The sequence below is a fragment of the Streptomyces sp. M41(2017) genome (assembly GCF_002078175.1).
Lineage (GTDB): Bacteria > Actinomycetota > Actinomycetes > Streptomycetales > Streptomycetaceae > Streptomyces.
The window spans coordinates 710,935-724,519 of sequence record NZ_MWFK01000001.1 but is presented as its reverse complement, the minus strand read 5'-3'; the positions used below and the strand labels follow the sequence as shown (position 1 = coordinate 724,519).

General features: G+C 71.2%; 7 protein-coding genes. 4 read left to right on the top strand and 3 right to left on the bottom strand.

Features of this window, described 5'->3' with window-relative positions; translation table 11 throughout:
- Nucleotides 1-223: 223 nt before the first annotated feature.
- Nucleotides 224-2,092 carry a translation elongation factor 4 gene (gene lepA / locus B0675_RS03305; RefSeq protein WP_081217226.1) on the top strand — a complete coding sequence of 623 codons (1,869 nt, stop codon included), beginning with the start codon at nt 224-226 and terminating at the stop codon, nt 2,090-2,092.
- Nucleotides 2,093-2,305: 213 nt separating this feature from the next.
- Entirely contained in the window at nt 2,306-4,177 is a 1,872-nt protein-coding gene (locus B0675_RS03300) for an AMP-dependent synthetase/ligase (RefSeq protein ID WP_081217225.1), read from the top strand.
- Between the two features lie 94 nt (nt 4,178-4,271).
- Here B0675_RS03300 and B0675_RS03295 read toward each other — a convergent pair whose 3' ends face one another.
- A complete protein-coding gene (locus B0675_RS03295; protein ID WP_081217224.1) occupies nt 4,272-4,853 on the bottom strand; it encodes a response regulator in 582 nt (193 codons plus the stop codon).
- Between the two features lie 9 nt (nt 4,854-4,862).
- Complete coding sequence (locus B0675_RS03290) at nt 4,863-8,975, bottom strand: HAMP domain-containing protein (protein WP_241539891.1); 4,113 nt, start codon at nt 8,973-8,975, stop codon at nt 4,863-4,865.
- Between the two features lie 181 nt (nt 8,976-9,156).
- Between B0675_RS03290 and B0675_RS03285 the strand changes: the two genes are divergently transcribed.
- Nucleotides 9,157-11,349 (top strand): SpoIIE family protein phosphatase, encoded by a 2,193-nt coding sequence (locus B0675_RS03285; RefSeq protein WP_081217222.1) that lies wholly within the window; start codon nt 9,157-9,159, stop codon nt 11,347-11,349.
- A gap of 88 nt (nt 11,350-11,437) precedes the next feature.
- Nucleotides 11,438-12,670: a radical SAM family heme chaperone HemW gene (hemW, locus tag B0675_RS03280; RefSeq protein ID WP_081217221.1), complete on the top strand. Its 1,233-nt coding sequence runs from the start codon at nt 11,438-11,440 to the stop codon at nt 12,668-12,670.
- An 85-nt stretch (nt 12,671-12,755) separates the two neighbouring features.
- Here hemW and B0675_RS03275 read toward each other — a convergent pair whose 3' ends face one another.
- Nucleotides 12,756-13,562, bottom strand: a complete 807-nt coding sequence (locus B0675_RS03275) for a DUF3097 domain-containing protein (RefSeq protein WP_081217220.1) — start codon at nt 13,560-13,562, stop codon at nt 12,756-12,758.
- Nucleotides 13,563-13,585: the final 23 nt, after the last annotated feature.

Here is a 13,585-nt window from a genome sequence, read left to right as displayed (position 1 = left end):
CACCCAGGCTACCAGTCCCCGTGCGACCGGCCCAAACCGGTCTCCGCCGCCCGCGGAGGAGGCCCTGGGACGGACACGGAAGACGGCGCCGGACACCCCGATCGAGCGGGGCGATCCCCGCTCACACGGCCCAAACCGGTCGCAGCTCCCCACGCGTGGGACGATGGAGCCTACGTATCGATCCGACCCGAGGCGACAGGCGCCTCAAGAGACAGGACCCTGCGTGCCCGCGACCCCTAACAATGCGCCCGAGCCGAGCCGTACCGACCCGGCTCTGCTCCGCAATTTCTGCATCATCGCGCACATCGACCACGGCAAGTCCACTCTCGCCGACCGCATGCTCCAGCTGACCGGGGTGGTTGACCAGCGGCAGATGCGCGCCCAGTACCTCGACCGCATGGACATCGAGCGCGAGCGTGGGATCACGATCAAGTCCCAGGCCGTCCGGCTGCCCTGGGCGCCCTCCGAGGATCCGGGCAGCACCCACATCCTCAACATGATCGACACCCCCGGGCACGTCGACTTCACGTACGAGGTGTCCCGGTCCCTCGCGGCCTGCGAGGGCACGGTCCTGCTGGTCGACGCGGCCCAGGGCATCGAGGCGCAGACTCTCGCCAACCTCTACCTGGCGATGGAGAACGACCTCAAGATCATCCCCGTACTGAACAAGATCGACCTGCCGGCCGCCCAGCCGGAGAAGTTCTCCGAGGAGCTCGCCAACCTCATCGGCTGCGACCCCGAGGACGTCCTCAAGGTCTCCGCCAAGACCGGTCTCGGTGTCGAGGCGCTCCTCGACCGGGTCGTCGCCGAGATCCCGGCCCCGGTCGGCGTCCAGGACGCCCCGGCCCGCGCGATGATCTTCGACTCGGTGTACGACTCGTACCGCGGCGTCGTCACGTACGTGCGTGTCGTCGACGGTCAGCTCAACAAGCGTGAGCGCATCCGGATGATGTCCACCGGCGCGACCCACGAACTGCTGGAGATCGGCGTCTCGGCCCCCGAGATGAAGGCGGCCGACGGGCTCGGTGTCGGCGAGGTCGGCTACATCATCACCGGGGTGAAGGACGTCCGTCAGTCCAAGGTCGGTGACACGATCACCACCCTGCACAAGGGCGCGACCGAGGCCCTCGGCGGGTACAAGGACCCCAAGCCGATGGTCTTCTCGGGCCTCTATCCGCTGGACGGCTCCGACTACCCCGAGCTGCGCGACGCGCTGGACAAGCTCCAGCTGAACGACGCGGCGCTGGTGTACGAGCCGGAGACCTCGGCGGCGCTGGGCTTCGGCTTCCGCGTCGGCTTCCTGGGTCTGCTGCACCTCGACGTGATCCGCGAGCGGCTGGAGCGCGAGTTCGGGCTCGACCTGATCGCGACCGCCCCGAACGTGGTCTACCGCGTCGAGATGGAGGACCGCAGCGAGCACATCGTCACCAACCCGAGCGAGTTCCCCGAGGGCAAGATCGACAAGGTCTTCGAGCCCGTCGTGCGCGCGACCATCCTCGCGCCCTCGGAGTTCATCGGCGCGATCATGGAGCTGTGCCAGACCCGGCGCGGCACTCTGCTCGGCATGGACTACCTCTCCGAGGACCGCGTCGAGATCCGCTACACCCTGCCGCTCGCCGAGATCGTCTTCGACTTCTTCGACCAGCTGAAGTCCAAGACCCGCGGGTACGCCTCGCTGGACTACGAGCCCACGGGTGAGCAGACCTCCAGCCTGGTCAAGGTCGACATCCTGCTGCACGGCGACAAGGTGGACGCCTTCTCGGCGGTCACCCACAAGGACCAGGCGTACGCGTACGGTGTCCGGCTGGTCGCCAAGCTGCGCGAGCTGATCCCGCGGCAGGCCTTCGAGGTGCCGATCCAGGCGGCCATCGGCTCCCGGGTCATCGCCCGCGAGACCATCCGCGCCATCCGCAAGGACGTCCTCGCCAAGTGCTACGGCGGTGACATCTCGCGTAAGCGGAAGCTGCTGGAGAAGCAGAAGGAAGGCAAGAAGCGCATGAAGATGGTGGGCTCTGTGGAGGTTCCGCAAGAGGCCTTCATCGCCGTGCTGTCCAGCGACGACAGCGGCGGCGGCGCCAAGGGCAAGAAGTAGTCACCCGGGATGCCGAGTTTCAGGGCCCGTCGCGCTTCGGCGCGGCGGGCCCTGTGCTTGTCTGCGGAGTGTGTCCTGGTCGAAGTGGCGGGCCGCCGCCTCTTACGCACCGGCCGGACGCGTTCTACTCTGATCTCTGCTCGGTAGTTACTCGCGAGTTAAACAACAGCCGCAATTGAGCCAGCCGCAACGCCGCGGGCCCCGGAGGATGTCGTGAGCGACACACAGACCCTGATCGAGAACCGTCCGCCGTCCGTCGCGGCCCTCTTCCTGGAGCGCGTCGCGGCCACACCGGACGCCGAGGCCTACCGCTACCCGGTACCGGCCGCGGGTGACGGCCCCGACGAGTGGAAGTCACTGAGCTGGGGCGAGGCCGCCGAGCGGGTCTTCGCCATCGCCGCCGGTCTCATCGAACTCGGTGTGGAGCCCGAGCAGCGCGTGGCGCTCGCCTCCTCCACCCGGGTCGAGTGGATCCTCGCCGACCTGGGCATCCTGTGCGCCGGCGCGGCCACCACGACCGTCTACCCGCAGACCAACGCCGAGGAGTCGGCGTTCATCCTCTCCGACTCCGCGAGCAGGGTGCTCATCGCGGAGGACGCCGCCCAGCTCGCCAAGGCGCGGGACAAGCGGGCGGACCTTCCCGAGCTCCGCCACGTCGTGGTCATCGACGGTGAGGGCGCGGAGGGCGACGACTGGGTCCTCACCCTCGCCGACCTGGAGAAGCGCGGCGCCGCCTACCTGGAGAAGCACCCCGAGCTGATCAAGGAGCGCGTCGGCGCGATCACCGCCGGCCAGCTCGCCACCCTCATCTACACGTCCGGCACCACCGGCCGCCCCAAGGGTGTCCGGCTGCCGCACGACAACTGGTCGTACATGGCGAAGGCGATCGCCTCCACCGGTCTGGTCGGCCAGGACGACGTCCAGTACCTGTGGCTGCCGCTCGCGCACGTCTTCGGCAAGGTCCTCATCTCCGGCCAGATCGAGGTCGGGCACGTGACCGCCGTCGACGGCCGCGTCGACAAGATCATCGAGAACCTGCCGGTGGTGCAGCCGACCTACATGGCGGCCGTCCCGCGCATCTTCGAGAAGGTCTACAACGGGGTCGCGGCCAAGGCACGGGCCGGCGGCGGCGCCAAGTACAAGATCTTCCAGTGGGCCGCCGAGGTGTCCCGCGAGTACGCGAAGGTCAGCCAGGACAACTTCCGCCGTACCGGCTCCGCGTCCGTGCCCTTCGCGCTCGGCGCCAAGCACAAGGTCGCCGACACGCTCGTCTTCGCCAAGATCCGCGAGGCCTTCGGCGGCAACCTGCGCGCCTGCGTCTCCGGCTCCGCCGCCCTCGCGCCCGAGATCGGCTACTTCTTCGCCGGCGCCGGCATCCACATCCTGGAGGGGTACGGACTCACCGAGTCCTCCGCCGCCTCCTTCGTCAACCCGGGCGAGGCCTACCGCACCGGCACGGTCGGCAAGCCGCTCCCCGGCACCGAGGTGCGCATCGCGGACGACGGCGAGATCCTGCTGCGCGGCCCCGGCATCATGGAGGGATACCACGGGCTGCCCGAGAAGACGGCCGAGGTGCTGGAGGCCGACGGCTGGTTCCACACCGGCGACATCGGCGAGCTGTCCCCGGACGGCTACCTGCGGATCACCGACCGCAAGAAGGACCTCATCAAGACCTCGGGCGGCAAGTACATCGCGCCCGCCGAGGTCGAGGGCCAGTTCAAGGCGGTCTGCCCGTACGTCTCCAACATCCTCGTGCACGGCGCCGACCGGAACTTCTGCACCGCCCTCATCGCGCTCGACGAGCCGTCGATCATGGAGTGGGCGAAGGACAACGGCCTGGAGCGCAGGTCGTACGCCGAGGTCGTCGCCGCGCCCGCGACGGTCGCCATGGTCGAGGGCTATGTGAAGGAGCTCAACGAAGGTCTCCAGCGCTGGCAGACCATCAAGAAGTTCCGTCTCCTGCCCCGTGACCTGGACGTCGAGCACGGCGAGATCACCCCGAGCCTCAAGCTCAAGCGCCCGGTGGTCGAGCGGGAGTACAAGCACCTGATCGACGAGATGTACGCGGGCACCCGCGAGGCGTAGCCCCGGCCCGGTCCCGCCCCGTGACCTCTCCGCCCCCGGTCCCGGCCGGGGGCGGAGGCGTGTACGGCCTCCGACGCCGTTGCCGGGACACGGCCTAGGCCCGGTCCCGGCGCATGTCCGTGAGCAGTGCCTCCATCCGCCGCAACTGCTCGCGGAGTCCTGCCGCGTCGTCGAGGGCGCCGGCCGCGAGCTGCGTCTCGATCCCGCGGAGCCGGTCGGCGAGTTCGTCGAACCGCTCCTCCTCGCGGGCCAGCAGGCGCTCCAACTGCCGGTTCTTGCGGTGCAGATCGAGGAAGACGGTGACCTTGGCGCGCAGCACCCACGGGTCGAACGGCTTCGTCAGATAGTCGGCGGCCCCGGTCGCGTACCCGCGGAAGGCGTAGCCCGCGTCGGCGTCCGTGCCCGTCAGGAAGATGATGGGAACGTCCTTGGTCTGGTCGAGCCGCTTGATGTTCGCGGCCGTCTCGAAGCCGTCCATGCCCGGCATCCGGATGTCGAGCAGGACGACGGCGAACCGCTGCCGCAGCAGTGCCTTCATCGCCTCCTCACCCGAACGCGCCCGTACCAGCGGCTCGTTGAGGGAGCCGAGGACGGCCTCCAGAGCGACCAGGTTGTCCTCCATGTCGTCGACCAGGAGGATGCTCGCGCGCTCGCCGTTCGTCGCCTCACTCATGATGACGGTGCCTCACTCGGTCCGCGTCCTGTCGGTGCCCCGCCCCCGCGGCGCATCGACCGCCGGTTCGGCGGCTGCCGTGTCCGGGCCGGTGGCGGTCCTCCCGGGTTCCGCGGTACCGGGGGCGTCCGGCTCCTCGCCGTCGTCCGCTCCCTCGGGATCGAGGAGGGCGCAGACGACGGTGAGGAGCCGGTCGACGTCCACCGGCTTGGGGACGTAGTCGTTGGCGCCCCGCGCGATGGACTTCTCGCGGTCTCCGGGCATCGCCTTCGCGGTCAGCGCGACGATGGGCAGGCCCGTCCAGCGGGGAGCGCGGCGGATGGCGGAGATCGTCTCGTAGCCGTCCATCTCCGGCATCATGATGTCCATCAGCACCAGCTCGACGTCGGGATTGCGCTCCAGCGTCTCGACGCCCTCGCGGCCGTTCTCCGCGTACAGCACGGGCATGCCGACCCGGCCGAGCACATGGGTCAGCGCGAAGACGTTGCGGATGTCGTCGTCCACGATCAGCACCCGCCTGCCCGGCAGGACCCGGCCCGCCCGGCCCGCCTGCCAGGCCTCCAGCTTGGTGGGGGCCGGCCAGGTGTCATCGGTGCCGTGGACCGTGTAGGGCTCCGTCGACGACTGCTCGGGCAGGGCGACGAGATGGTCCTCGCGGGTCGGTCCCGTCGCCGCGTTCCCGGGGCTCACCACCGGCACGTACAGCGTGAAGGTGGAGCCCCTGCCGGGTGTGCTCTCGGCCACGATCCGGCCGCCGAGCAGCCCGGCGATCTCCCGGCTGATGGACAGCCCGAGGCCCGTGCCGCCGTACTTGCGGTTGGTGGTGCCGTCGGCCTGCTGGAACGCCTCGAAGATCACCGGGAGTTTCTCCGGGGCGATGCCGATGCCGGTGTCGGAGACGGCGAAGGCGATCACCGTGTCGCCGCTCTCCCGGCTCCGGTCGGAGTCCGTGACGCGGTCGACGCGCAGCTCGACGCGGCCGTTCGCGGTGAACTTGATGGCGTTGGAGAGGAGGTTGCGCAGGATCTGCTGGAGCCGCTGCTCGTCGGACCACATCTCGCGCGGCACGTCCTCGCCGACCGCCACCTCGAAGGCGAGCCCACGGTCGTGGGTGAGCGGACGGAAGGTGGCATGGACGTAGTCGAGGAGCTTGATGAGCGGCAGCCTCTTGGGGCGTACGTCCATCCGGCCGGCCTCGATCTTCGACAGGTCGAGGATGTCGTTGATGAGCTGGAGGAGGTCCGAGCCCGAGCGGTGGATGGTCGTCGCGAACTGCACCTCCTGGTCGGAGAGCCGGCCGTCGGGGTTGTCGGAGAGCAGCCGGGCCAGGATCAGCAGGGAGTTGAGCGGCGTACGCAGCTCGTGCGACATGTTCGCCAGGAACTCCGACTTGTACTGCGAGCTGGTCGCGAGGAGGGCCGCCTTCTCCTCCAGTTCGGCGTTGGACCGCTGAAGCTCCGCCTGCTGCGACTGGAGTTCGTCGGAACGGTCCTGCAACTGGATGGCGAGCCGCTGGGACTCGCCGAGCAGCGACTCCGTACGGGAGTTGGCGATGATCGTGTTGATGGCGACGCCGATGGTGTTCACGAACTGGTCGAAGAAGGCGAGGTGGACGTCGGAGAAGCGGGAGAACGAGGCGAGTTCGATGACACCGAGGAGCTTGTCCTCGAAGAGGATCGGGATGATGACGACGCTGGCCGGAGCCGCCTCCCCGAGCCCGCTGTTGATCTTGATGTAGTCGGGCGGGGCCTCCTCGACGAGGATCCGCTTCTTCTCGCGGGCCGCCTGCCGGACCAGCCCGTGCACCGGCATGCCGCCGGTGTCGACGGTCGCGCCCTGCGCCGCGCCGTACCCGGCGATGAACGCGAGTCCCTTGGCGGGCACCGCCGTGCGCAGCGCGGGTTCGTCCTCCTCGGGGTCGGCGAGGAAGAAGGCGCCGTACTGCGCGTTCACCAGCGGAGTCAGCTCGCGCAGGATCAGGTCGGCGACCTCCATCAGGTCGCGGTGGCCCTGCATCAGCGCGGCGAGGCGGGCGAGGTTCGACTCCAGCCAGTCCTTGGCGCGGGTCGTCTCGCGCAGGTTGGCCACCATCAGGTTGATGTTGTCCTTCAGCTCGGCGACCTCGCCCTGCGTCTCCACCGTGATCGAGCGGGACATGTCGCCCTGGGCCACCGCGGACGCCACCTCGGCGATCGCGCGGACCTGAGTGGTGAGGTTCGAGGCGAGCTCGTTCACGTTCGTCGTCAGGCGCTTCCAGGTGCCGTACACGCCCTCGACCCGCGCCTGACCGCCGAGCCGGCCCTCCGAACCCACCTCGCGGGCCACCCGGGTGACCTCGGAGGAGAACGACGACAGCGTGTCCACCATCGTGTTGATCGTCGTCTTCAGTTCGAGGATCTCGCCGCGGGCGTCCACGTCGATCTTCTTCGACAGATCGCCCTGCGCCACCGCTGTGGCCACCTGGGCGATGTTGCGGACCTGCGAGGTCAGGTTGTCCGCCATGTAGTTGACGTTGTCGGTCAGGTCCCGCCAGACGCCCGAGACCCCGAGGACCTGGGCGCGTCCGCCGAGCCGCCCGTCGGTGCCGACCTCGCGCGCCACCCGGGTCACCTCGTCGGCGAACGCGCGCAGTTGCTCCACCATGGTGTTGACGGTGTCCTTCAGCTCCAGGATCTCGCCCCGGGCGTCGACCGTGATCTTCTTCGACAGGTCACCGTTGGCGACGGCGGTGGTGACCTGCGCGATGTTGCGGACCTGCGAGGTCAGGTTCAGAGCCATGAAGTTGACGTTGTCGGTGAGGTCCTTCCAGACGCCCGACACCCCGCGGACCTGCGCCTGGCCGCCGAGGTTGCCTTCGGTCCCGACCTCGCGGGCGACGCGGGTGACCTCGTCGGCGAACGCGGAGAGCTGGTCGACCATCGTGTTGATCGTCGACTTCAGTTCGAGGATCTCGCCCTTCGCCTCGACGGTGATCTTCTTGCCGAGGTCGCCCTGCGCCACGGCGGTGGAGACGAGGGCGATGTTGCGGACCTGCGAGGTCAGGTTGTCCGCCATGAAGTTGACGTTGTCGGTGAGGTCCTTCCAGACGCCCGACACGCCCCGCACCTGGGCCCGGCCGCCGAGGTTGCCCTCGGTTCCGACCTCGCGGGCGACGCGGGTGACCTCGTCGGCGAACGCGGAGAGCTGGTCGACCATCGTGTTGATCGTCGACTTCAGCTCCAGGATCTCGCCCTGGGCGTCGACCGTGATCTTCTGGCTGAGGTCACCGTTGGCGACCGCCGTGGTGACCTGTGCGATATTTCGAACCTGTGACGTCAGGTTGGACGCCATGAAGTTGACGTTGTCGGTGAGGTCCTTCCAGACGCCCGACACCCCCCGCACCTGCGCCCGCCCGCCGAGCCGCCCCTCGGTTCCGACCTCGCGGGCCACCCGGGTCACCTCGTCGGCGAACGCGGAGAGCTGGTCGACCATCGTGTTCACGGTGAGCTTCAGTTCCAGCAGCTCACCGGTCGCCTCGACCGTCACCGTCCGCGTCAGGTCGCCGCGTGCCACCGCCGTGGTCACCAGGGCGATGTCCCGCACCTGAGCCGTCAGCCGCGAGGCCATCGTGTTGACCGCCTCGGTCACGTCCCGCCAACTCCCCGACAGGCCGGTCGCCTTGGCGCGGCCGCCGAGCCGCCCCTCGGTTCCGACCTCGCGGGCGACCCGGGTGACCTCGCCGGTGAACAGGGAGAGCTGGTCGACCATCTTGTTCACGGCACGGCCCAGCCGGCGCAGGTCGCCCCGCAGTTGACGGTTGCCGTCGTGCAGGTCCACGCGCTGGGTCAGGTCGCCGCCGGCCACCGCGTCGAGCACGCGGGTCGCGTTCGCCGCGGGCGCCACCAGCGCGTCGAGCAGCTGGTTCACGTCGTCCACGCGCGTCGTCCACTTGCCGCCGCCGGGGCTGGCCGCGAGCCGCTCGTCGAGCCGTCCGTGCCGGATCAGCTCCCTGCGGACGCGCTGCACCTCGGAGTTGAAGTGCGAACTGCGGTCCATGATCTGGTTGAACATCGTGTTCAGCTCGGCGACCAGGCCGTGCGCCGTCTCCGGCACCTTGCTGAAGTCGCCGTCCCGCGCCGCGGTCATCGCGGCGAGCAGGGGGCGCAGGTCCGATGCTCGAATCTGTCCGTCTTCGAGCACATGCATACCACTGTTCTCACTCATGACGGCCCACTTCGGTGACTCGACGCTTATGGGCGCGGTCAGTCTGTCACCCTGTCCGCACCGGCTGAGGTGTATTCGTCCGAACTGCTCAGGGAGCCGCACCGTGGGGGCCATTCCGACGCAACGCGAGTCCATGGCGTGCGCCCCGGGTGCGCCCGCGCACCACCGGGCCGGCCAGGACACCGTGGCCCGCACGACCCTGCCGGGCACTCCGCTCGCCCCCGGAGCCGCCCGCCGCTACCTCCGGGACACGCTCGAGGGCTGGGCCGAACTGGCCCTGCCCGGCGCCGAGATCATCGACGACCGGCTCATCGACGACGCCGCCGTGGTGGTCAGCGAACTCGTCACCAACGCCGTCGTCCACGCGGGCACCGACGTCGAGCTGCTGTGCCGCCTGGAGCACGCGCCGGACGGCCCGCCCGGCCCGCTGGTCGTCGAGGTGACCGATCACCACCCCGCCCGCGCGATACGCGACGACAGTCCCGAACGCCCCTACGGGACACCGGAGTACGGGCGGGGCCTGCGTCTCGTCTCCGCCCTGTCCGAGGCCTGGGGGATCACCTACCGGCCGGGCGTCAAGACGGTCTGGGCGCGCCTGCTGCTCGACGGCGGCGCCGACACGCTGTCCGGCGGCGACGCGTTCACGGCAAAGGCCCCGTCCTCGGCCGACGTGTTCGCGGTGGACGGGGACGACCTCGCCGGGAGAGGCGGCCGAGCGGGCATGGACGGCGCCGCGGGTACCGGCGGGACGACCGGAGCGCAGGACGGGCCGGCCGACGGCGCCTCCGGGAGCCGCCGCACGCGGGCCCGCCGCCCCGGCGGACGGGGTCCCGCGGGCCCCACCGCGACCGCGTCCGTCTTCGCGGCGCCGGTCCCGGGCCGGCCCGGGACCTCCGTCCCGGCCGGGGACGCCCTCGACCCGTCCGGCCTCCACGAGGTCACCGAGGCCGGCACGGCCCCCGGCGGCCCACGGAACCCCTCCGAGGGGCGGGACTGGCTCGACCGCGGGGCCCTCTCCTTCCTCGCCGAGGCCTCCGACCTGCTGGCCGGGCAGCTCGACGAGGACCTCGTCGCCGCGCTCGCCGGACAGCTCCTCGTCCCGCGGCTCGCCGACTGGTGCGCGGTGTGGCTGGAGGACGAGGCCACCGACCGGGCCGGCGGACTCGGGCTCGCCCTCGGACCCCGGCTGGCCCGGGTCTGGCACGGCAGCGAGAACCTCATCGAGGACCTGCGCGACGCCCTGGAGAAGGACCCGCCGCGGCTGCCCGACGCGGTCCGCTCCCGCGCCGTGCCCGTGCCCTGGCCCGGCGAGGCGCTGGGCCCGCGCGGAGCGAGCGGCGCGGCCCTGGCGTACCGGCTGATCGCGGGCGGCCGGCCGCTCGGCACGCTCGTCATCGGCAGGGCCGGACCCACCGGTTTCGCGGACGAGGTCAGCGGGCTCGTCGAGGACCTGAGCCGCCGGATCGCGCTCGCCATCGGCGCGGCCCGCCAGTACGCGCGCCAGGCCACCATCAGCAGAGTCCTGCAGCGCGGGCTCCTGCCGGGCGCGGTCGCCGAGATCCCGGGCGTGCGCAGCGCCCTCGTCTACGAGCCGCTCGACAAGGGCGGCCCCAGCGGCGACTTCTACGACGTGTTCCCGGCCGGGGACGGCCGCTGGTGCTTCGCCGTCGGCGACGTCCAGGGCAAGGGCCCCGAGGCCGCCGTCGTGATCGGGCTCGCCCGGCCCTGGCTGCGGCTGCTGGCCCGCGAGGGCTACGACGTGGCGGACGTCCTCGACCGCCTCAACCAGCTCCTCCTCGACGACGCGACCGAGGCCGCCGACGCGGCCGCCCGGGCGCTCGTGGCGGCCGGCGACCCCGGGCTCGGCACCGACCTCGGCCCGCAGACCCGCTTCCTGTCCATGCTCTACGGCGAACTGGTCCCCTTCGAGGGCGGCGTGCGCTGCACCCTCGCCTCGGCCGGACACCCGCTGCCGCTGCTGCTGGCCCCCGACGGCGACGTACGGGAGGTGGCCCGCCCGCAGACCCTGCTCGGCGTCTTCGAGGACCCCGGCTACACCTCCGAGTCCTTCGACCTGCATCCCGGCGACACCCTGCTGTGCGTCACCGACGGCGTGACGGAGCGGCGCGAGGGGACCCGGCAGTTCGACGACGAAGACGGGCTGGCGCACGCCCTCGCGGGGTGCACCGGCCTGAACGCCGAGCTGGTCGCGGAACGCATCCGGGCACTCGTGCACGAGTTCGGGAGCCGCCCGCCGGAGGACGACATGGCCCTGCTGGTGTTACAGGCCGAGTAGCCCCGGCGACGGGCCGGGCGACGAGGAGCGTGCCCGTTCGTCCACAGGCCGGGACCGTTCACTCCGCCCGTGCTGGACAATGGAACGCATGCCTTCCGCACTCCCCGACGGTGAGCCCGTCCCCGATGACGGGGCGCTGCCCGCGCACGCCCTGGCCGGGGCGGCCGAGCGGCCCCTCGGGTTCTACCTCCACGTCCCCTACTGCGCGACCCGCTGCGGGTACTGCGACTTCAACACCTACACGGCGACCGAGCTGCGGGGCACCGGAGGCGTGCTCGCCTCCCGCGACAACTACGCGGACACCCTGACCGACGAGGTCCGCCTCGCCCGCAAGGTCCTCGGCGACGACCCGCGTCCCGTCCGCACCGTCTTCGTCGGAGGCGGCACGCCCACCCTGCTGGCCGCCGACGACCTCGTCCGGATGCTGGGGGCGATCCGTGACGAGTTCGGTCTCGCGGACGACGCCGAGATCACCACGGAGGCGAACCCGGAGTCGGTCGACCCGGAGTACCTCGCGACGCTCCGCGCCGGCGGCTTCAACCGCGTCTCCTTCGGGATGCAGAGCACCCGGCAGCACGTGCTGAAGGTGCTGGACCGCACCCACACCCCCGGCCGCCCCGAGGCCTGCGTCGCCGAGGCCCGCGCGGCCGGCTTCGAGCACGTGAACCTCGACCTGATCTACGGCACCCCAGGGGAGTCCGACGACGACTGGCGGGCCTCCCTCGAAGCAGCCCTCGGCGCCGGCCCCGACCACGTCTCGGCCTACGCGCTCATTGTCGAGGAGGGCACCCAGCTCGCCCGCCGCATCCGCCGCGGCGAGGTCCCGATGACCGACGACGACGTCCACGCCGACCGCTACCTCATCGCCGACGAGGTGATGGCCGAGGCGGGCTTCGACTGGTACGAGGTGTCGAACTGGGCCACCACCGAGGCGGCCCGCTGCCTGCACAACGAACTGTACTGGCGCGGCGCGGACTGGTGGGGCGCGGGCCCCGGCGCCCACAGCCACGTCGGCGGCGTCCGCTGGTGGAACGTGAAGCACCCCGGGGCCTACGCGGCGGCGCTGGCCTCCGGCCGGTCCCCGGGTGCCGGGCGCGAACTCCTCTCCGACGAGGACCGCCGCGTCGAGCGCATCCTGCTCGAACTGCGGCTGCGCGAGGGCTGCCCGCTCTCGCTGCTCCGCCCCGACGGCCGCACGGCCTCCCGCCGCGCCCTGTCCGAGGGCCTCCTCGAACCGGGCCCGTACGACGAGGGCCGCGCCGTCCTCACCCTGCGCGGCCGCCTCCTCGCGGACGCGGTCGTCCGGGACCTGGTCGACTGACCGGACGGCGACGCCGGAAGCCACAACGGTCCCCGGACGCCACCGACGGGCGGCCGGACGCGACCGCGCCCGGCGGCGGTCCGGCCTACTCCGGCGCGGTGACGAAGTCGATCAGTTCCTCGACGCGGCCCAGCAGTTCGGGCTGGAGGTCCTTGTAGGAGTGGACCCGGGACAGGATGTGCTGCCAGGCCGCGCCGGTGTTCTCCGGCCAGCCCAGGGCCCGGCACACGCCCGTCTTCCAGTCCTCGCCGCGCGGCACCCGGGGCCAGCCCGGGATGCCCACGGAGGACGGCTTCACGGCCTCCCAGATGTCGATGTAGGGATGGCCGAGCACCAGCGCGTGCTCGCTCGTCACCGCCGCGGCGATCCGGGACTCCTTCGAGCCGGGCACGAGGTGGTCGACGAGCACGCCGAGCCGGGCGTCCGGGCCCGGCGCGAACTCCTCGACGATCGCGGGAAGGTCGTCGACACCCTCCAGGTACTCCACGACGACGCCCTCGACGCGCAGGTCGTCGCCCCAGACCCGCTCGACCAGTTCGGCGTCGTGGCGGCCCTCCACGTAGATGCGGCCCGCTCGCGCGACCCGGGCGCGGGCGCCGGGCACCGCCACCGAGCCGGACGCGGTGCGGCTGGGACGTACGGGCGCCGCGGACGCCGGGCGGACCAGCGTCACCACCCTGCCCTCCAGCAGGAAGCCGCGCGGCTCCATGGGGAACACCCGGTGCTTGCCGAAGCGGTCCTCCAGGGTCACCGTGCCCGCCTCGCAGCCGATCACCGCGCCGCAGAAACCGGTGCCGGGCTCCTCGACCACCAGACCGGGGTCCGCCGGGACCTCGGGCACGGGCTTGGGCTTCTTCCACGGCGGGGTCAGGTCCGGAGAGTACTGGCGCATTCGCATGACGATAGGAGAAGTGC